Annotated in this window: 16 protein-coding genes and 1 pseudogene; 13 read left to right on the plus strand and 4 right to left on the minus strand. The window is 63.9% G+C overall.

Features of this window, described 5'->3' with window-relative positions; all coding sequences use genetic code 11:
• The first annotated feature begins 548 nt into the window (after nucleotides 1-548).
• The 9 genes from AC3YOG_RS18715 to AC3YOG_RS18755 all read left to right on the plus strand — a co-directional run bounded on the left by AC3YOG_RS18715 (nucleotide 549) and on the right by AC3YOG_RS18755 (nucleotide 12,146).
• The gene (locus AC3YOG_RS18715) at nucleotides 549-2,474 is read left to right on the plus strand and encodes a putative bifunctional diguanylate cyclase/phosphodiesterase (protein ID WP_489936176.1); all 1,926 of its coding nucleotides are present in this window, start codon (nucleotides 549-551) and stop codon (nucleotides 2,472-2,474) included.
• A 195-nt stretch (nucleotides 2,475-2,669) separates the two neighbouring features.
• A complete protein-coding gene (locus AC3YOG_RS18720) occupies nucleotides 2,670-2,822 on the plus strand; it encodes a hypothetical protein (protein ID WP_172125808.1) in 153 nt (50 codons plus the stop codon).
• Nucleotides 2,823-2,876: 54 nt separating this feature from the next.
• Nucleotides 2,877-3,890: a GNAT family N-acetyltransferase gene (locus tag AC3YOG_RS18725; protein WP_489936177.1), complete on the plus strand. Its 1,014-nt coding sequence runs from the start codon at nucleotides 2,877-2,879 to the stop codon at nucleotides 3,888-3,890.
• Entirely contained in the window at nucleotides 3,890-4,066 is a 177-nt protein-coding gene (locus tag AC3YOG_RS18730) for a hypothetical protein (protein WP_489936178.1), read from the plus strand. The genes AC3YOG_RS18725 and AC3YOG_RS18730 overlap by 1 nt, the downstream gene beginning before the upstream one ends.
• Before the next feature lie 304 nt (nucleotides 4,067-4,370).
• Entirely contained in the window at nucleotides 4,371-6,080 is a 1,710-nt protein-coding gene (gene kdpA, locus AC3YOG_RS18735) for a potassium-transporting ATPase subunit KdpA (RefSeq protein WP_489936179.1), read from the plus strand.
• Nucleotides 6,081-6,091: 11 nt separating this feature from the next.
• Complete coding sequence (kdpB, locus tag AC3YOG_RS18740; protein WP_489936180.1) at nucleotides 6,092-8,155, plus strand: potassium-transporting ATPase subunit KdpB; 2,064 nt, start codon at nucleotides 6,092-6,094, stop codon at nucleotides 8,153-8,155.
• A 16-nt stretch (nucleotides 8,156-8,171) separates the two neighbouring features.
• Nucleotides 8,172-8,768, plus strand: a complete 597-nt coding sequence (gene kdpC / locus AC3YOG_RS18745) for a potassium-transporting ATPase subunit KdpC (protein WP_489936181.1) — start codon at nucleotides 8,172-8,174, stop codon at nucleotides 8,766-8,768.
• 7 nt (nucleotides 8,769-8,775) lie between these two features.
• Entirely contained in the window at nucleotides 8,776-11,457 is a 2,682-nt protein-coding gene (locus AC3YOG_RS18750; protein WP_489936182.1) for a DUF4118 domain-containing protein, read from the plus strand.
• Complete coding sequence (locus tag AC3YOG_RS18755; RefSeq protein WP_489936183.1) at nucleotides 11,454-12,146, plus strand: response regulator; 693 nt, start codon at nucleotides 11,454-11,456, stop codon at nucleotides 12,144-12,146. Before AC3YOG_RS18750 ends, AC3YOG_RS18755 begins: the two co-directional genes overlap by 4 nt.
• 40 nt (nucleotides 12,147-12,186) lie before the next feature.
• Here the strand turns inward: AC3YOG_RS18755 and AC3YOG_RS18760 are convergent, their stop codons facing one another.
• Genes AC3YOG_RS18760 through cydD form a run of 3 tightly spaced genes read right to left on the minus strand, consistent with a single transcriptional unit; the run spans nucleotide 12,187 to nucleotide 16,089 of the window.
• Nucleotides 12,187-12,651, minus strand: coding sequence for a hemerythrin domain-containing protein (locus tag AC3YOG_RS18760; protein ID WP_489936184.1), 465 nt, complete (start codon nucleotides 12,649-12,651; stop codon nucleotides 12,187-12,189).
• The gene (cydC, locus tag AC3YOG_RS18765; protein ID WP_489936185.1) at nucleotides 12,644-14,335 is read right to left on the minus strand and encodes a thiol reductant ABC exporter subunit CydC; all 1,692 of its coding nucleotides are present in this window, start codon (nucleotides 14,333-14,335) and stop codon (nucleotides 12,644-12,646) included. Before cydC ends, AC3YOG_RS18760 begins: the two co-directional genes overlap by 8 nt.
• A complete protein-coding gene (gene cydD, locus AC3YOG_RS18770) occupies nucleotides 14,332-16,089 on the minus strand; it encodes a thiol reductant ABC exporter subunit CydD (RefSeq protein WP_489936186.1) in 1,758 nt (585 codons plus the stop codon). The genes cydC and cydD overlap by 4 nt, the downstream gene beginning before the upstream one ends.
• 143 nt (nucleotides 16,090-16,232) lie before the next feature.
• On the opposite strand from cydD, the gene AC3YOG_RS18775 reads away from it, so the two are divergent.
• The 4 genes from AC3YOG_RS18775 to AC3YOG_RS18790 all read left to right on the plus strand — a co-directional run bounded on the left by AC3YOG_RS18775 (nucleotide 16,233) and on the right by AC3YOG_RS18790 (nucleotide 19,587).
• Nucleotides 16,233-17,828, plus strand: coding sequence for a cytochrome ubiquinol oxidase subunit I (locus AC3YOG_RS18775; RefSeq protein ID WP_489936249.1), 1,596 nt, complete (start codon nucleotides 16,233-16,235; stop codon nucleotides 17,826-17,828).
• Nucleotides 17,829-18,977 carry a cytochrome d ubiquinol oxidase subunit II gene (gene cydB, locus AC3YOG_RS18780; protein WP_172125826.1) on the plus strand — a complete coding sequence of 383 codons (1,149 nt, stop codon included), beginning with the start codon at nucleotides 17,829-17,831 and terminating at the stop codon, nucleotides 18,975-18,977.
• Between the two features lie 12 nt (nucleotides 18,978-18,989).
• Complete coding sequence (gene cydX / locus AC3YOG_RS18785; RefSeq protein WP_127754398.1) at nucleotides 18,990-19,085, plus strand: cytochrome bd-I oxidase subunit CydX; 96 nt, start codon at nucleotides 18,990-18,992, stop codon at nucleotides 19,083-19,085.
• Between the two features lie 211 nt (nucleotides 19,086-19,296).
• Nucleotides 19,297-19,587 (plus strand): hypothetical protein, encoded by a 291-nt coding sequence (locus AC3YOG_RS18790; RefSeq protein ID WP_127754397.1) that lies wholly within the window; start codon nucleotides 19,297-19,299, stop codon nucleotides 19,585-19,587.
• 13 nt (nucleotides 19,588-19,600) lie between these two features.
• Here the strand turns inward: AC3YOG_RS18790 and AC3YOG_RS18795 are convergent.
• Nucleotides 19,601-20,440: pseudogene (locus tag AC3YOG_RS18795) on the minus strand (gamma-glutamyltransferase); the annotation flags it as partial.
• Nucleotides 20,441-20,446: the final 6 nt, after the last annotated feature.

Genomic DNA, 20,446 nt, shown 5'->3' on the forward strand with positions numbered 1-20,446 from the left:
CCCTGTTTCAGGGCAGGCTCTTCTTGATACTTCTGCCAGTCAACTAACCTTATAAGGCTGCGGTGGGGAATTGGGGCTCGCTACTGAGCGCACAAGGCCTGAAATGATCCATGGAGAATTCAGATTTCTCCAGCAGAGCGTTTAAGAGGGCGAAAGTAATGTGACCGTAACTACTTTGATAGTTTGATGTGCGGCAGAGATCCTTACGAAAGCGGCTGCCAGGTTGGCCGACTAACGTGTGCGTAAATCGGCATCCGCGTCATGAATAGACTTCAACACGGCAAAGAGCACAGCATAAGGCCAGTGGCGACGGTTTCGCTCTGTTTAGCTTTGGCGCTTGTGCTTGCCTTTGCCGTGGCCGCGTGGTGGGCAGTTCATAGAATAGACACCAGGGAACTGGTGGAAGAACAGCATTATATTGCCGCCGGAATTGCTGCTCGCAAAGAGCGCATCGCTATGGAGCAGGACAGCTCCGCTGCCGGAGACGATGCCGTCGTCAACCTACGGGCGGCGAACCAGACCTGGATCGCCCAGAATCTGGTCAGTGGATGGGGACCTTCTTCAAGCACGATCGCGTCTACGTCATTGCACCGGATAACCGCGTGGTGCGGGCCGCCAACGAGGGCGTGACGGCGGAACCCGAGGTCGACCCCCGTGACTTGCCCACCGTCGAAGCACTAACGCAGTTGCTTCGTCAGGAGATGGCCGCCGTTTCAGCAGCCATGAGCGACTCAACTGCCGCCATTACTGGCTTGGGACTGTCTGAAACCGCCCGCCTAACCGACGGGCAACTGGCGTTTGTGAGCATCAGGCCCGTTGTTCCAACAAGCCGCGCCGTAACCCAGACTCCAGGCAGTGAGTTCCTGCATGTTTCAGTTGTCTTGCTAGGCTCGGGATTTCTCGACCAGCTCGGCCGGCAAGCGGGCTTGACTGACCTTCGGATCGGGGGACCCGGGAAGGGTAGCGGTACACTACCGCTGCTCAGCAATGCTGGCCGCATAGTTGGCTTTGTTGTTTGGACACCAATAAAACCGGCACTGGCATTGTTGAAGGATAGCGCCCCTGCCGCGCTGGGCTTGTTGCTGTTGGGCTCCGCCGGGATGGGCGGCTTGCTGGTGTGGCTGCGGCGAACCACGCTACAACTGGAGCAAAGCCAAGCCCAGATCGAGTTCCTGGCCTTCCACGACCCCTTGACCGGCATTGCCAACCGGGCCCTCTTTGAAGTTCGGCTGCAGGAGGCACTGCAGTATGAGTATCTGGCCAAGGCCAAAGTCGCGCTGGTTTGCATTGACCTCGACAAATTCAAGGAGATCAACGACACGCTCGGCCATGCAGCCGGCGACCAGCTTATCAAGCAGGTTGCGCGCCGCTTGTCTGCCACCCTCCCTGAAGGAGCGACGCTGACCCGTCTGGGGGGCGACGAATTCGCGCTCGTGCAGCCTGGCGTTGTCAGCGACGGACATGCTCGTTTCTTGTGTCAATCGATGCTGGACAGCTTCCACGATCCCTTTGTGCTTGGCGGCGAGGCGGTCAATGTCACGGCAAGCCTCGGTGTCGCCCTTGAAGCAGGTGACGCGGTATCCACCGCTGAAATGATGCGGTGTGCCGATGTGGCGCTTTATGCCGCCAAGGCTGCCGGCCGGAACTGCTTCAGAATCTACGATCTCTCGATGGACCAGTTGCGGCGGGAGAAGCGGATCTTGGAAGTTGACTTGCGCAATGCCATTCTCGGAGGAACCGAGCTCCATTTGCTTTATCAGCCCATTTACGGCGCACTAGGCGGGGAGATCGTCGGGGCCGAGGCCTTGGTGCGCTGGAACCATCCGGTGCGCGGCCCGCTCTCGCCCGACAGCTTCATTGGCGATGCCGAAGAGCGGGGTGTCATTCACGAGCTTGGTCTGTGGGTTTTGGCACAAGCCTGCGGCTTTGCAGCCATTGCCGAGCTGCCCTGGATCGCGGTTAACGTGTCCCCCCTCCAGTTCGATGATCCCAACCTCGCCGATCGCATCCTCGACGTTCTTTCCAACCAGCATCTGCAGCCTGACAGGCTTGAACTGGAGATTACCGAAGGTATCCTGCTGAAAAATTCGCCAATGGTGCGCGATACGCTGGCAAAGCTGAGAACGGCCGGGATCAGAATTGCACTCGATGATTTCGGCACCGGATATTCCTCCATCAGCCATTTGCGGCACCACAGCGTCGACAAGCTCAAGATCGATCAATCGATTACCCGTGACCTCCTGCGGGATACGGCCACCAGCACGATTGTCCGTTCCATCATAGAAATGGCGCATGCCTTGGGCGTGAGCGTGACTGCGGAAGGCGTGGAAGACGATCTGCAGCTGCAACGGCTGAGGAACTTGGGCTGCGCCAGCTTCCAGGGCTATTTGCTGTCGCGGCCCATCCCCGGCGATCGCTTGATCGAGATAGTGGCATCAAGCAAACAGGGAAACTTGCTGCAGAATCTGCGATAACGAGCAGGGCCGGACACAAGCACGGTCCGCCCCCTAAAGGCAGAGAGTGCACCTTCAGCAGACCGTGGCGCTGTGCTGTGGACCGTGTGGGCACCGCATCTTTAGCTCGGCTTTACGTACCTAACCCCCAATTCACATCGAAACTTTACGCGCCCCGGGAGCATCTTCGCGCCGGTTCGTTCGTGGAGTTTCGAGATGTACCGGTACAACTGGTATCTGCATCGCCATTTCGGCGGTGCCGCGCAATGCGAGGGTGCGGCGCTTGGGCGGCGCGCGCGGATCACCCTGGTCGTGGTGGCCCTGCTTTACGCGATTGCAGTGGTCGGGGCCCTCGTCCTGCTGACCTGATCGGCCGCGCACCCCACCACCAGCCCCCATTTTGTTTCAAGGAGAACGACACCAATGTCGGCTCATGCGTCTTTCGCTCATTTTTCCACCTTTGCCCGCTTGCGCCAAGCGGGGGAAGCGGACCTGCCGCAATTGCGGGCCCTGAGCGAGCGAGCCTGTGGCGAAGGCAAGCACACCGCCCTCGATTGGCCCGAACTGCTGCAAGGGGAGGGTGCCTATGTGCTGGTGGCCACCGAATGCCACCTCGTGGTTGGCGTTGGCATCTTGGCGCACGGCTATAGCGCTGCAGAGGCCTCCCTCCCATTCCTGCTGGTGAGCCCCGATGTACGCTGCCGTGGCATTGGGCACCTCCTGCTCGAAACCCTCGTGGGCCGTGCCCGCTCCGAAGGCGGCGCCGTGCTTTATGCCGCTGTGCCCGAGCGCGCCGATGCCTTGGCGCGCCTTTATGCCGAGCACGGCTTTTTCGATCTGGGCTCGGGCGAATGGGCCTTCGGGCTCTGGAACGGTCATCAGTCCCGCTCTTATAGTGACATTGCCGTGCCCTGGCACGATCCGGTTGCCCCCGAAGAGTCGGCCGCCCAGTGCCTGCTGGTGGCCATGGGCGCATTGGAGCCTGCCATGCTGCTGACGCCGCGCGCCCGCCAGGTCGTGGCCCATGAACTGAACTCGGAAGGCGCTGACTTGCCCGTGGCGCATGCCATGGCGCTTGCCGCGGCGCGGCGCCGTTATGTGGTCCGCATTGGGTTTCAAGCCACGGGCGCCTTGCTGGCGCCCGATCTCGCCGATCGGCTCATCGAGGAGCCCATGCCCGGCACGCCCGAAATGATCCTGGGCTATCTCGCACGCCGCCAGATCTGCATCATGCGCCTTCATCTGCCGCGCCTGGCGGCGGAAACCGAGCCGCGCTGGTATCTGGTGACCGGTTTCGACGGCTTTCTGTTCCGCCTCCATGACGTGACCGGGGACAGCCTCGCCAATCGGCGCAATGTGGTCACGGCCGCTGAAATGCGCCTGGCGCTGCAGGATTGCGAACCCGATGACGCCCTGATCCTTTCCAGGGTGGCGTGATGGCCTGGATGCTGTTTTGCCGGGCGCGGGCGCGGGTGGTTCGTGGCGCCGCCCCGGTGCGACGGTCGCGGCGAGAGCGCGACCGGGAGGCCGAACGGGACGTGCTGCTGCTGGTAAGCGCGGTGGGACTGCCGTTCTGCAGCGGCCTTGTGGTCCTTGCCACCCTATTGTTTTGAGGCGCCTCCCGGCGCCTCTTTTCTTTATGGCGGCCTTATGCGGCATGACTGCTTTTCGTATGGAAACTTTACGCTCCGCGGGAGGAATGTCCGGGCCTCTCTTTCCGGAGGCTCGATATGTTCGACATCTTCTTTCTGGCCCTTGGCCTGGGGTTTTTTGCCCTGACTTATGCCCTGGCCCGGCTGCTGGCTCGCGTGTAGCGCCATGCTGTTCTTGCTCTGGGGCGCCGGCGCCCTCGCCATTGCCGTTTACATGGTTATCGCCCTGTTCCGGCCTGACAAACTTTAGCGGAAACTCACCAAAATGAACTGGCAAGGATGGGCGGAAATCGCCCTGACCCTTGGTCTCGCCCTCGCATTGGGCTGGCCATTGGGTATTTTCATGTCGCGCGTCTGGAACCGGGAAAGCACCTGGCTTGATCCCGTGCTCAAGCCTCTGGAGCGCGGCTTTTACGCCGCTTGCGGCATCGACCCCAACCGCTCGCAGGGCTGGCTGGGCTATGGCGCTTCGCTGCTCGCTTTCAACCTCGTCGGCTTTCTGCTGCTTTATACGATGCTGCGCCTGCAGGGCGTGCTGCCGTTCAATCCGCAGGGCTTTGCCGGGGTGACTCCGGATCTCGCCTTCAACACGGCGGTCAGCTTTGTGTCCAACACCAATTGGCAAAGCTATGCCGGCGAAACCACGATGAGCCACTTCACCCAGATGGTGGGCCTGACCACGCAGAACTTCGTTTCTGCCGGCACCGGTGCCGCCATCGCTGCCGCGCTGGCCCGCGCTTTCGCGGGCAACAAGGAAGCGGGCATCGGCAATTTCTGGGCCGATCTGGTGCGCACCACGCTTTACGTGCTGCTGCCCCTGTCGCTGGTCTTTGCCGTGGGCCTCGTTGGCATCGGCGTCGTGCAAAACTTGGCCGCAACCGTTTCGGCGACCACGCTGGAAGGCGCCAGCCAAACCATTTCGGTGGCGCCCACCGCCAGCCAGCTCGCCATTAAGCAATTGGGCATCAATGGCGGCGGCATTTTCAACGCCAACTCAGCCCATCCCTTCGAAAACCCCACCCCCCTCACCAATCTGCTGACCGCTGTGGCCATCAACGTACTGGGCTGGGCCGCGTTCTTCGCTTTTGGCCGCACGGCCATTGCCCGCAAGGATATACGCGCGCTCGCCACGGCCGCCATCATCATCCTCGCCGCCGGCGCGGCGGTGATATACCACAGCGAAGCCAAGCCCGCTCCGGCCCTGGTTGCCGCCGGGATCGAGAACCCCCTCAACCTCGAGGGCAAGGAAACCCGCTTCGGCATCGCCAGCACGGCCGCCTGGGCCGCCCAAACCACCGGCGCTTCCAACGGCTCGGTCAACGGCATGCATGACAGCTTCTCGCCCCTGGGCGGCGGCATGGCCATGCTCTTGATGATGCTGGGTGAAATCCTGCCCGGCGGCATCGGCTCGGGCATCGCCATCATGGTCGTCATGGCCGTGCTCTCGGTGTTTGTGGCTGGCCTCATGGTCGGGCGCACGCCCGAATATCTGGGCAAGAAGATCGAGGCGCGCGAAATCCAGTTCGCCATGGTGGCGCTCCTGATCGTGCCACTCTCGACCCTGGGTTGGGCGGCGCTCACCGTGGTGTGGCCCGGCGGCTTGCCCAGCCTCTTCAACCCCGGTGCGCATGGCCTGAGCGAGCTGCTTTATGCCTATACCTCGGCCACGGCCAATAACGGCTCGGCCTTTGGCGGCATCTCGGCCAATGTGCCCTGGTGGAACACCACGCTGGGCCTGGCCATGCTGATGGGGCGCTTTATTCCCATCGTGGCGGTGCTTGCCATCGCCGGCAGCATTGCGGCCAAGCCCAAGCTGGCCCCCAGCGCCGGCACGCTGCCCACCAGCGGCACGCTGTTTATCGGCCTGCTGATCGGCATCATCATCATCCTGGGTGCCCTGCAGTATTTCCCTGCACTCGCCCTCGGCCCGATCGTCGAGCACCTCCAGGTGCTTGAGACGCTCGGTGCCAATTAAGGTTTCTCATCATGACATCAGTGGATTTCAACTCCGAGTCATCGACCCCGAGGCGCCTGGCCAGCAGCTTTTCGCCGGCCATGCTCGGCCGGGCAGTGGGTGAGAGCTTCAGCAAGCTCGACCCCCGCAAGCTCTTCGGCAACCCGGTTATTCTCGCCACCGAACTGGTGGCGGTGCTGGCCAGCATCTCGGCGGTGGTAGCCTTTACCTCGGGCGGCAATGGCGGCTTTGCCACCGCCATCGCGCTTTGGCTCTGGGCCACGGTGCTATTTGCCAACTTCGCCGAAAGCATCGCCGAAGGACGCGGTAAGGCGGCGGCCGACAGCCTGCGCGCCACCCGCACCACCACCAAGGCCAAGCTGATCGTTGATGAAAAGCAGGGCTTGGTCATCCCCACTCCCGCCCATGAACTGGGACTGGGGCAGATCATCCTGGTTGAGGCCGGTGACGTTATCCCCGTGGACGGCGAAATCATCGAGGGCATCGCTTCAGTCAACGAAGCGGCTATCACCGGTGAATCGGCTCCGGTGATCCGCGAGTCGGGCGGCGACCGTTCGGCCGTGACCGGCGGCACCACGGTTGTGTCCGATTGGATCAAGGTGCGCGTCACCGCCCAGCCCGGCTCCACTTTCCTTGATCGCATGATCGCCATGGTGGAAGGCGCTGATCGCCGCAAGACCCCCAACGAGATCGCCCTCGCGGTGCTGCTGGCCGGCTTGACGCTGATCTTCCTGATCGCTGTCGTCACCCTCCTGGGCTTTGCCGCCTATTCGGGCCTGGCGCTCGATCCCGTGGTGCTGGGTGCCCTGTTTGTCTGCCTGATCCCCACTACGATCGGCGGGCTCCTCTCGGCCGTGGGCATTGCCGGCATGGACCGGTTGCTCAAGGTCAATGTGCTGGCCACCTCTGGCCGCGCGGTGGAAGCGGCGGGCGACGTCGACACGCTCCTGCTCGACAAAACCGGCACCATCACCTTTGGCAACCGCATGGCCACCGAAGTGATCGCCTCGCCTGGCATTCGCGACGACCTGGCTTTCCAGGCCGCGGTGATGGCCTCGCTTGGCGATGAAACACCCGAGGGCCGCTCCATTGTCGAACTCGGGCGCAACAAGGGCGTCGTCACCGACGTGCCGGCCGGCGCCAATGTGATACCGTTCTCGGCCACCACCCGCCTTTCGGGCCTCGATGCCGACAGCAAGAACTGGCGCAAGGGCTCGGTGGACGCCATCCTGCGCTTCACCGGCAAGAGCGAAGCCGAAACCCCAGCCGCCTTTCGCCAGGCCGTGGAACGCATCGCCCGCTCGGGCGGCACGCCGCTGGCTGTGGCCGAAGGGAGCAATCTCCTCGGTGTCATCCACCTCAAGGACGTGGTGAAGCCTGGCGTTGCCGCCCGCTTTGCCGATCTGCGCAAGATGGGCCTGCGCACCGTGATGATCACCGGCGACAATCCGGTCACCGCCGCCGCCATCGCGGCGGAAGCGGGCGTCGACGACTTCCTGGCCGAGGCCACCCCCGAGGACAAGCTGCGCTTGATCCGCGAAGAACAGGGCAAGGGCCGGCTCGTTGCCATGTGCGGCGACGGCGCCAATGACGCTCCAGCCCTCGCGCAGGCCGATGTGGGCGTGGCCATGCAGACCGGCGCCCAGTCGGCCCGTGAAGCGGGCAATATGGTGGATCTCGACAGCGATCCCACCAAGGTCATTGAGATCGTGGAAGTGGGCAAGCAGATGCTAATCACCCGCGGTGCGTTGACCACCTTCTCCATCGCCAATGACGTGGCCAAGTATTTCGCCATCATCCCGGCCCTGTTTATGGGCGTGCTGCCCCAGCTGCAGGCCCTCAACGTCATGGCGTTGCAAAGCCCCGAAAGCGCCATTCTCTCGGCCGTGATCTTTAATGCCCTGGTGATCGTGGCGCTGATCCCGCTGGCCCTGCGCGGCGTCAAATACCGCGCGGTGGGGGCCGGAGCGCTCTTGTCGCGCAATCTCTTGATCTATGGCCTTGGCGGTCTCGTGGCCCCGTTTATCGGCATCAAGCTGATCGACATGGTGCTCACCGCCGTGGGCTTGGTATAGAAAAGGAACCGAGAAAATGCTGAACCAAGCCAGACCCGCCCTTGTCTCCATGCTGCTGTTTTCGCTGCTGCTGGGCGGCGCCTACCCCGCGCTGGTGACCGCCGCCGGGGGCGCGCTGTTCCCCGCCCAGGCCGAGGGCTCGCTGCTGCGCAACAATGAGGGCGTCGTGATCGGCTCGCGCCTGATCGGGCAAGTCACCACCGCCCCCCATTATCTGTGGCCCCGCCCATCGGCGGCCGGCAACGGCTATAATGCCGCCGGCTCCTCGGGCTCCAATCTGGGGCCGCTCAATCCCGCTCTCCTTGAGCGGGTGGCGAGCGATGCGGCGGCGGTGCGGGACTATGCCCCCGCCGGTGCCCCCGTACCGCCCGATGCGGTCACCACTTCGGGCTCGGGTCTCGACCCCGAGATTTCGCCCGAATTTGCCGCCCTGCAGGCCGATCGCATCGCGGCAGCGCGGGGCATCGACGCCCAAGCGGTGCGCACGGTTATTGCCCAGAACACCGAAACCCCCTTGCTTGGCTTTATCGGCCAGCCCAGGGTCAATGTGTTGCTGACCAATCTCGCACTCGACAGCGCCTATCCCCTGCCGGCGCCGGCCCCCACGGAGTAAACCCGCCTTGCAAGACTACCGACGCCCGGATCCCGAAGCTTTGCTCGCCGCCGCGCAAAACGCGCATCGCGGCAAGCTCAAAGTGTTCCTGGGCATGGCCCCGGGCGTCGGCAAGACCTATGAAATGCTGCGCCAGGCCCGCCGCCGCAAGGCGGAGGGCCTCGACGTGGTGGTGGGCCTTGTGGAAACTCATGGCCGCAAGGAAACCGAGAGCCTCTTGCGCGGGCTCGAAGTTCTGCCACGCCAGCCCATCGACCATCGGGGCCGCACACTCCTTGAATTTGACATTGACGCGTCGCTGGCTCGCCGGCCCGAACTGCTGATCGTTGATGAATATGCCCACACCAATGCCTCGGGCTCGCGCCATCCCAAGCGCTGGCAGGATGTGGAAGAACTGCTCTGCGCCGGCATCGATGTGTGGACGACGCTCAATGTCCAGCACCTGGAAAGCCTGGTGGATGTGGTGCTCAAGATCACGGGCGTGCGCCAGCGCGAAACCGTGCCCGACAGTGCCCTCTCGCGCGCCGACGATATCGAAGTGGTCGATATCACCCCGGCCGAGCTGCGCGAGCGCATGGCTGCCGGCAAGGTTTATGTGCCCGAAACCGCGCGCCTCGCCGCCGACAACTTCTTCAAGCCCGAAAACCTCACCGCCTTGCGTGAACTGGCCCTGCGCCGCGCCGCGCAAACCGTGGACGACCAGCTCAATGCCGCCATGCGCGTCAAAGGGCTCGAAGGACCCTGGGCCGCGGGCGACCGCATCCTGGTGCTGGTGGCCGATGATGCCATGGCGGGCGGCCTGGTCCGGCAGGGCCGACGCTTCTCGGACACAATGAAGGACGCCCCCTGGATCGTCGCCCATATTTCCCGCGGCCGCCACGAAGACGGCGATGCCGGCACCACCTCGCGCCTGAACGATGCGCTCAAGCTCGCCGAACAGCTGGGCGCCACCACCGTCGTGCTCAATGGCGACAATCTGGTTGCTACAGCCCTGCAATATGCCGGCCAGAACAACGTCACCCAGATCGTGATCGGCAAGGGCCCCGATAGCCGCCTGCGCGAACTGTTGGGCCTGTCCTTGGCCGCCGAATTGCTGCGCGCCGCCCGGGGCGTTTCCATCCATGTGGTCACCGAGCCGGGGGAAAGTGCTCCGGCACAGCGGCGCTGGTGGTGGCTGCGCGGCCTGCGCCATAGCTGGCCGTCGCATCTTGTGGGAATGGTTTATGTGGCCGCGGCCACCGGCATTGCCCATCTGCTGGATCAGCGCTTCGAACGCGCCGATCTGGGCATGATCTATCTGGCCGCGATTCTCGCCGCCGCGATCCTCCATGGCTTGTGGCCCGGCCTCGTAGCCGCGGTATTCGCCTTTTTGCTTTATAACCTCCTTTTCCTCAGCCCCCGCTACAGCTTTGCCATCGGCTCGCCCACGGACCTTCTCACGCTGCTGGTGTTCCTGGCCGTCGCATTGGCGACCGGCATTCTCGCCGGCCGCTCGCGCGACCGCACCCGGGATGCCCAGCGCCGCGCGGGGGACGTCGCCTCGCTCCTTGTGGCCAGCCGCGCCTTTTCGCGCGCGCCCACCCGCCTCGACGCGGCCAAGGCCTTGGTGGAGCAGACCACGGCAGTGACCGGGGCCAAATCGGTGGTGCTCTTGCCCCGGGGCGATGATCTGGAACTGGTGGCCGGCGCGCCCGATCTGGCCCAGCTCGGCGCCGGTGCCATGGCCGCCGCCCGTTGGTCCTGGGAACGGGGCGAGCTGGCAGGGCAGGGCACCGGCACGCTGCCGCAAACCAGCTGGACCTTCCGGCCCCTCCAGGGCGTCGCCAGCCGCACCGGCGTTCTGGGCGTGGAGGCCCAGGCGCCGCTGCCAGGCTCAGACCGCGAAAAACTCCTGACCGCGCTGGCCGATGGCGGCGGCGTGGCGCTGGAACGCGCCGATCTAGTGCTCCAATCGGTGGAAGCCGAAACCCTGCGCCGCTCCGACCGCTTCCGCACCGCTCTCCTTAATTCCGTGAGCCACGACCTGCGCACACCCCTCTCGACAGTGCTGGGCGCTTCTTCGACGCTGATAGAACTGGGCGACAAGCTCGAAGCCCCGGTCAAGCTCGACCTGCTCCACTCCATCCGCGAGGAGGCCGAGCGCCTCAACCATTATATCCGCAACCTCCTCGACATGACCCGGCTCGAGGGCAATGGCGTGACGCTCCGGCTCGAAGGCTGCGATGTGGAAGCCATTCTGCGGGCCGCCGCCGCCCGCCTCAGCCGGCGCTTGGGCGAGCATTCCATTTCCTATGATTTCCCCACGGCGCTGCCCATGGTCATCGTCGATCCCGGGCTGCTGGAACAAGCCGTGGTCAATATCCTCGAAAACGCCATTGCCTATTCCCCCGACAACACCGAAATCAGCATTGCCGCCTATGAGGACCGCTCCAAGATCGTGATCAGCATCGAGGATGAGGGCCGCGGCATTCCCACCGCCGAGCTGGAGCGGGTGTTTGACAAGTTCCGGCGGCTTGAAGAACCTACCGACCGCAGCAAGGGCGTTGGCCTTGGCCTTTCCATCACCAAGGGCTTTATCGAAGCTATGGGCGGCACCATTCACGCCGCCAGCCCCATCCATGGCGACAAGGGCACCCGCATGCTGATCGGCCTCAACAAATCGCCGCAGGATCACTGGATCAAGCCATGACCGAAATCGGCAAACGCGTCCTCGTGATCGATGACGAGCCGCAGATGCATCGCTTTTTGGGTCCGGCACTTGAGGCGGCAGGCTATGCGCATCTGCGGGCAGATAACGGCGCGCAGGGCTTGCGCGAAATCGTGCTGCGCAGCCCCGATGTGGTGATCCTCGACCTTGGCCTGCCCGACATGGACGGCAAGGATGTGCTGGTCAAAGCCCGCACCTTCTACGATGGCCCGGTGATCATCCTTTCCGCGCGCGACAAGGAAGGCGAAAAGATCGAGGCCCTTGAAAAGGGTGCCAATGACTATGTGGAAAAGCCTTTCGGCATTGGTGAACTCCTGGCGCGTATTGGCGTCGCACTCCGGCAGCGAGGAGCGGTGCAGCCTTCGCAGGCCAAGGTGTCCTTTGGCGACATCGTGGTGGACCTCGATCTGCGCTATGTGACCCGCGCCGGCGAGCCGATCCGTCTGCCACCCAAGGAATATGCCTTGCTGACCCGCCTTATCGCGGGGCAGCGCAAGGTGTTGACCCACAAGGAACTGCTGAGTGCAGTTTGGGGCGCTGCCCATGTCGAGGACACGCAATATCTGCGCGTGGCGATCGGCCAACTCAGGCAAAAATTGGAACGGGACCCGAGCCAGCCCGCGCATCTGATCACCGAACCCGGTATTGGCTACCGCCTGCTGCTGGATTGAGCGGCGCCGTCTGGCGCCAAACGGTGGCAGCGGGCAAGGTCTAGATGGGCGCCGCCCGCGGCTGTTTCTCCACCAGTTGCATCAGGGGCACTAGCAGATGCTCTTCAAAGGCGATGTGACGACGCAAGCCCTCGAAGAACCCGCGCAGCATGAAGCCCGCGGCTTCGGGCGAGACGCGGCGCCGTCCTTCCCCACAGGAATGCAGCATTTCCTGCACTTCCTCGGCGTAGAACAGATCGAGCTGGTGATCAAAGCGCAGCTGCTTGAGCGTTCCGCCCAGCTCTGCCTGCAATGGTCTAAGGGTAAGGAGCGCGGGAAAGATTTCGCCTTCCTCGAGTTCCTGGGCTTCTGCCAAAAGGGGGCCGAGCGCCCGGGCGAGGGCCAGGCATTTGTGCCGGTCGACATTGTTGGGCAGGCTATCGGCCACCGTCTCGAGTTCGTCGCACATGGCAAGGAGGCGACGATGCTGGGTGGAAAATCCTGCGGCGCGGTTATGGTCAGGCATGGGCGTTCTCCGCGATTGATGGGGTACGGCGCAGCGGCACGAGGCGGCCGGCCTTGAGGCTGAGCACGGTGTCAAAGCCGCTGGGTGGCAGGCTCGCATGGGTGATGACGATGACGGTGCGTCCGCCGGCAAGCTCAGGTAGGTCGGCGAGGAAGGCAGCTTCGGTTTCGCGATCGAGGCCGCTGGTCGGTTCGTCCAGCACGATCACATCGGCGCCTGAGAGGAGGGTGCGCGCGAGGCAAAGCCGGCGCGCCTGCCCGGCAGAAAGGCTCAGGCCCGCCTCGCGCAGATAGCTGTCGAGCCCCTCGGGCAGGCCCGCGACGAGGCCGTCGAGCTTGACGGCGCGCAGCACGTCCCACAAAGCCGCGTCGCTCGCCTCGGGCGCGCCGATGCACAGGTTCTCGCGCACGGTGTCGAGGAAAACAGGGGCATCCTGGGTCATCAGAGCCAGACGCCGGTGCAAGTCCGCAGTGCGGATGGCGCGCAGGTCGATCCCGTTGAGCTGCACGGAACCTGCCTGCGGATCGCAAAGACGCGCCAGCAGCTGGGCGATGGTCGACTTGCCGGCGCCGCTGGGCCCCACAATCGCCGCCACGCTGCCACTGGGGATAGTGAAGCTGACATCCTTGAGCACTGGCCGGTCGGCGTCATAGCCGAAGGTGACGTTCTCGAAGCGCAGCGTGCCACCAGCGGGCACGGCGACAGCCTTGGCGGCTTCGCGTATGCCGGGCGCTTCCTCGGCTAGATCGCGCAGCCGTTCGGCCGCAGCGGCAGCCGAGGCGAGCCGAGTGGCGCTGCGCACCAGTACCGCACAGGCTTCAAAGCTCGCCACGACAGCCAGGACGAGACCGGCAAGCAAGGGGCCGTTCAGCACCCCGGCCTGCATGGCCGGAATGCCCGCCAGGAGCGTGCCGATAATGGCAGCGCCTGTTGCCACCTGCACCGTGGCCGAAGCCAGTGCGCCATAAAGCCCCAGGCGCCGGCGCGCCCGGGCCAGCCGTTCGCCCGCAGCGGACGCCGCTTTGCTGGCCTGATCGGTTTGCCCGAAGAGGACCAGGTCCTGGTGGCAGTCGAGGCCATCCAGCACGGCCTGGCGCAGGGCTGCCGAAGCGCGCACGGCTTCCTCCCCGCTGCGGCGGGAAGCCAGGATCAGCATCACCGGTACGAGCACGGACGCGGTGAAAAACGCCCCGGCATAAACAAGGCCAGCCATACCGGACACGGCGCTCAAGCCCAGGCTCATTGCGAGACCCGTCAGCACGGCCGTGGTGATCGGTCCCAAGGCCACGAGGAAGGCAGTATCGAGTGCTTCCACATCGGCGGTGAGGCGGCTGACGAGGTCGGCCCGGCCATGGCGGCGACCCAGCGGCAGGATGGGAAAGAGCTTGCCAAACAGCCAGTGACGGATGTCGCTGAGAAGGCGCAGCGTTGCGTCATGCCCCGCAAGCTTTTCCCCATAGCGCGACAGGATGCGGATAAAGGACAGCCCTCGGACACCCGCTGAAGGCGCAAAGAGGTTGAAGGCTGCCCCGGCGGTGCTGATGGCGGCGGCGGTCAGGAACCAGCCGGACAGGCCCAACAGCGCGATGCCGGCCGCAAGGGTCACGAGCGAGAGGAGCAGGGCGACAAGGAGGCGCCGGCGTTGCCGCGCGAACAGCGGCGCGAAGTGCAGGAGCGCGTTCATGCGGCGCCTTTCCGGGAAACAAGAGCTGTGCGGGCAGGGTGGGGTGCGGCCAGGATGCTGCCGCCGGCCATGCGGAAGACCTTGTCCATCCGCTCGGCGACCGCATGGGAGTGGGTGGCGACAAGGAGCGTGCGCCCCGCGGCAAAGTCGAGCAGTCCGTCGAGCACCTGGCTTTCGGTTTGCGCATCGAGATGGGCTGTAGGCTCATCAAGCAGGATCAGGGCAGGATCGCGCAGATAGATGCGCGCCAGCGCGAGCCGCTGCACTTCACCGCCCGAGAGCCCGAGGCCATTTTCGCCCACGAGGGTGTCGAGCCCAAACGGCAGCGCATCGGTAAAGGCGGTGACCTTGGCGCGTTCGGCCGCCCGCCGCACGGCTGCATTGTCGGCGTCCGCGCACCCCAGCCGGATATTGTCGGCAACCGTCCCAGCAAAGATGCGCGGGCGCTGGCCCAACATCGCCACGCGCTGGCGCAGTTCACCCTCAGGCACCGCAGCGAGCGGGATGCCATCGAGCATCACCGTGCCCTCGAATGGGCGCAGGCGGGCAAAGGCTTCCAGCAGTGTCGACTTGCCAATGCCGCTCATCCCCAGGATCGCGTAATGCGCGCCGGCCGGAACCTTGAGGGCCGCCTCGGTGATGACCCTTTGCTCATCGGGCGAAGCGATGGTGAGGCTTTCCGCGTGCAGCGAGATGCTGGGACGTTGTGATGGTGCGTTCGTGGGCAGGCCTTGGTCCTCTTCTGGCGTGGTCAGCTCGGGCAAGTCGCCCAATTGTCGGGCGATCTCCCCGGCCGCTGCCTTGGCCGATGCCCGGTCATGGTAGTGGGCGGCCATCAGGCGCAGCGGCTGGTAAACTTCAGGCGCCATGAGGAGGCAGAACAGCCCCGCCTGCAAAGTCAGCTCGCTGCCGCGCAGGGAAACGAGGTCGAGAAAGGTCAGCCCGACATAAAGGGCGACACCGGCAACTCCGAGTGCGGCGAAGAATTCGAGCACGGCGGAGGACAAAAAGGCGATGCGCATGACGCGCATGCTGCGCAGGCGCAATTCTTCGCTGGCGTTGAAGATATCGTCGGTCTCGGCTGCTTCGCGTCCGAACAATTTAAGGGTCACGATGCCGCGCAGCCGGTCGGCGAACCGCCCCGTGAGGCGGCTCAGCGCCTGGGCCTGGGCCTTGCTGGCGCTTTCGGCGCCCCAGCCGGCGAGGGCCATGAAGACCGGGATCAGCGGTGCCGTGAACAGAAACAGCAGCGCTACCACCCAGTCGATGGGAAAGGCCACAATGGCAAAGGCCAGCGGCAGCACCGCCGCCTGCACCATGGCCGGCATGTAGCGGGCAAAAAAGCCATCCAGCGCCTCGACCTGCTCGACCAGAGCGGTGCTGAGCGCGCCCGAAGACTGCCGGGCGGTCCAGACGGGCCCCCGCGCCAGGACGGTGCGCAAAAGTTCGCGGCGCAGCCTGGCCTTGAGCCCCTCGCTGGCGCGCACCGAGACGATCTCGCTCATGGCGGCTAGCGCTGCCCGCGCGCCGATCAGCCCGCCGACTACGAGAATGGACGGCACCAGCTCCGTCAGGCCCGCACCCTCGACCACCGCGCGATGGATCACATCGGCCAGCACCCAGGCTTGCCCCAGCAGCAGCGCGCCGCCCAGCAGCGGCAATGCCAGCGCCAGAACGGCGGCGCCGCCGGCCTGGCGGTAGAGCCGGGTGATCCAGCGGCTGCGATCGCGTTCGGATAGGGGAGTGTCGGTCATTACGGGGCCTTCGATAGGATGGCCCCATCTAGGTGCTCCGTGCCCCCCGCCGCCTTGATCTAGGTCAAGGTAATTTGCCCCCGCCGGTCCTATCGAGGCGCTCATGCCGGCAGGTGCCGGTTTGATTAGGGGCTTTTCGCATGATTGATATGACAGTCGTCGATCTGTCGCGCCTGCAGTTCGCGGCGACAGCGATGTACCACTTCATCTTCGTGCCGCTGACCCTGGGACTGTCGTTCCTCATGGCGATCATGGAGAGCGTCTATGTCATGACCCGCCGGCCGATCTGGCGGCAGATGACATTGTTCTGGGGCGTCTTGTTCGGCATCAACTTCGCCATGGGTGTCGCGACCGGCATCGTCATGGAATTCCAGTTCGGCATGAACTGGAGCTACTACAGCCATTATGTGGGGGACGTGTTCGGCGCCCCGCTCGCCATTGAGGGCCTGATGGCCTTCTTCCTCGAAGCGACCCTTATCGGCCTGTTCTTTTTCGGCTGGGATCGTCTCAAGCCGGTCACCCATCTGGTGGTCACCTGGCTCGTGGCCTTGGGCGCGAACTTCTCCGCGCTGTGGATCCTCATCGCCAATGGCTGGATGCAGAATCCGGTCGGGGCGCTCTTTAATCCCGACACCATGCGCATGGAAGTGGTCAACTTCGTTGAGGTGATCTTCAACCCCGTGGCGCAGGCCAAGTTCGTGCATACGGTCTCGGCCGGCTATGTCACCGGCTCGGTGTTTGTTCTGGGGGTAAGCGCCTTGTTCCTCCTCCAGGGACGCCATGTGGAGCTCGCCAAGCGTTCGATGACGGTTGCCGCCTCGTTCGGGCTCGCCTCGGCCCTGTCGGTCGTGGTGCTGGGCGATGAGTCGGGTTACGTCGCCACCGAGCACCAGCAGATGAAGATCGCGGCCATGGAGCTCATGTACGAGACCGAACCGGCTCCCGCCGGGCTCAATCTCTTCGCCATTCCTGGCGCCGACAACCGCCCAGCCTTCACTGTCCAGCTGCCCTGGGTGCTGGGGCTGATCGCTACGCGCTCGCTCGACCGCGACCTGCCTGGCATCACCGAGCTGGTGGAGCATGCGGCGGTGCGCATCACCAGTGGCGTTGAAGCCTATAAGGGGCTCGAGGGCATCCGGGCCAATCCCGAAGACGGTACTGCGCGTGCCCTTTTCGAAGAACACCAGCGCGACCTTGGCTATGCACTGCTGCTCAAACGCTATCGCGACGACGTCCAGAACGCCACGGGCGAGGAAATCGCCCAGGCAGCCCTCGATACCGTGCCCGATGTCTGGCCGCTCTTCTGGAGCTTCCGCGTCATGGTCTTTGTGGGTATGTTCTACATCGTCTTTTTCGCGCTATGGTTCCTCAAGGCCAGCCAGCACCGGCTCCACACCAACCGTGTCCTGCTGTGGGCGGCCGTCCTGACCATCCCGCTGCCCTGGATCGCCATCGAAGCCGGCTGGATCATTGCCGAATATGGCCGCCAGCCTTGGGTGGTGGAGGGCGTGCTGCCCACCTTCTACGCGGCCTCGGGCCTCAACTGGTGGGACCTGGCCATCTCGCTGACCTTCTTCATGATCGTCTACACCGTCCTTTTCGTCATCATGACCTGGCTTATGGTGCGGGTGATCAAGGCGGGCCCTTCCGACAAGCTCGGGCTTGGCCTTCCCGAAGAGGATTTCACGGGTCGGCGCACGCCGCCTGCACCCAGCCCCAATGCGGAGATCGCAGCTTAAATGAGTGCTATTCCTCTCGACTACGAAGTGCTGCGCCTCATCTGGTGGGGTTTGCTTGGCACCCTGCTGATCGGTTTCGCTATCATGGGTGGCATGGATCTGGGCGTGGGTGCCCTGCTGCCCGCGGTGGGGCGCACCGATGAGGAGCGGCGCGTCCTCATCAATCTCATCGGCCCGACCTGGGAAGGCAACCAGGTCTGGCTCGTGCTGGGGGGCGGCGCGATCTTTGCCGCCTGGCCCACCCTTTATGCGGTGAGCTTTTCCGGCTTCTACATCGCGATGATTGCCATTCTGCTGGCGCTGATCCTGCGTCCGGTGGGCTTCAAGTTTCGCGGCAAGGTCAAGGATCCGCGCTGGCAAAAGGCCTGGGATTGGGGCCTCTTCCTCGGTGGCTTCGTGCCGGCGGTGGTGTTTGGCGTGGCCGTAGGCAACGTCTTTCTCGGCGCTCCCTTCGGTTTTGATGCCAATATGCGCATCAGCTATGCCGGCAACTTCTTTGGCCTACTGACGCCCTTTGCCCTCCTAGCGGGGATCGTCAGCCTTTGCATGCTCCTCACCCAGGGGGCGAGCTATATCGCCATGCGCACCGAAGGCATCACCGCCGAGCGGGCACGCCTTTATGGCCGCTGGGCCGCCCTTGCCACCATCATTCTCTTTGTGGTCGGCGGGATCGCGGCGCTGTTCTTGCTGAATGGCTATCGGGTCACGAGCATCCAGAACCTGGCCGGCCCCTCCAATCCGCTGGGCAAGACCGTTGTGGTCGAGCGTGGCGCCTGGGCGGCCAATTACAGCGCCTATCCCTGGATGATGATCGCTCCGGTTCTGGCCATTCTTGGCTCGGCCACGGCGTTTCTTGCCCTTGGCGCCCGGCGCAAGCTTGCCGCCTTTATCGGCTCGAGCCTTGCCATTTTCGGCATCATCAGCACGGCCGGATTGTCGCTGTTCCCGTTCCTGCTCCCGTCTTCGCTCGATCCCTCGATGAGCCTTACGGTTTGGGACAGCTCGTCGAGCCAGCTCACCTTGTTCCTGATGCTGGTGATGACGATCATCTTCCTGCCCATCATCCTTGGCTACACCAGCTGGGTCTTCAGCGTCATGCGCGGGCCTGTCACCACCGCCAGCCTTGGCCGCAATCCCAACGCTTACTAGGAGTTCAGTTCAATGTGGTACTTCGCCTGGATCCTCGGGGTAGGGCTCGCCTGCTCTTTCGCCATCCTCAATGCCATGTGGTACGAGATGCGCGACGATCGCTTCTGAGAGAGCGCTTGGCGGGACGTGCTTGCATGTCCCGCTTTTTCATTGTGGCCTCTACCCGCCGAACCTACCGAAGGGCAGTCCGCCCCTGGCTTCAATGCCCCTCATTCGGTCGTCCAGGCCATCTTCGATTCCTGATTGCTACCGGTCCGCTTAGCTTGCTACCATAGCTTGCCTGAAGTCCATGTCAGATGCCTGCTCGTGGAGGCTCGCAATGGATCGCTTATCCCATCGGACTGGCGTCACCTGGAAGTGGCGGGTGGCATTTGCGTGCACTGCCTTCGCGGTGCTCTTGCTCCCGGCCGTAGCCACGCAAGTGTCTGGCGAAGTGAACTGGGGCGCCGAGGATTTCTTTGCAGCAGCGGGCCTATTGGCGGCAGCTTGGGCTGCAATCGAAGTTCTTTTCAGAGCGGTTCAAACTGTCCGCGCACGATTAATGGGCACAAGCTTAGCGCTCATTGCTCTTCTTGCCATCTGGGCACAACTGGCCGTCGGCATCTTCTAGCTCTCCAAACCTCTCACCCCCTGGGATCGTGACCTCCATCGAGCGAGCCATCGATGTCGATGGCAATCGCGCCGGCCTGTCCTGATAGTGGGCTCAACACGGGGATCGGCGCCACTTCGTGGCCGCGCCTTGCGAGTTCTTGGTGAACTGATGGTGGGAACTGACCTTCAAGTTTAAGCGTGTCGCGGCTGTCCGAAAATGTCCGTCCCAGCAAGAACCTCCCCCCCGCCAACGCTTCGGCTGGCCGTCTGCCGTAATCAATGAGGCGCGTGAGCAGCATGGCGAGCGTTTGCGGCTGCCCGTCCGCCCCTTGGGTCCCATAAAGCAAGCCTGGCTTGCCGTTGCGCAAAGCGATGCCCGGATTGAGGGTGTAAAAGGGTCGCTTACCGGGTCGAAAGCCGTTGATGTGGCTGGGATCGGGATCGAACGCCGCCCCCCGGTTCTGCCAGAGAATGCCGGTATCACCGGCAACCACCCCACTTCCCCAATCAAAGTAGATGCTCTGGAGCACCGAGGCACAGCGACCCTCATGGTCGGTCGCCGCGAAATAAACAGTGTCGGCGGGGGCAAAAACCTGCGGCCAGGCCATGGCGCGATTGCCGATAGTCTCCGCCTTGGCGCGAAGTCGCGCCGGATCGAGCATGGCAACGAAATCGACATCGCAGCTATCTGGATCGGCGATCATGTGGCGATCGAGAAAGGCATGTTTGACCGCCTCCACCACCAGGTGAACATGCTCGGCGCTGTCCTCGGCAATGGACGAGAAATCAAAATGGGAGAGAATGCCCATGATGCCCAGTGTCGTCAGACCCTGTGTGGGCGCTGGCGGCGCAAGGAGCTGCAACCCCCGGTACTCTCA

This window comes from Devosia sp. Z6_126, from assembly GCF_058133495.1.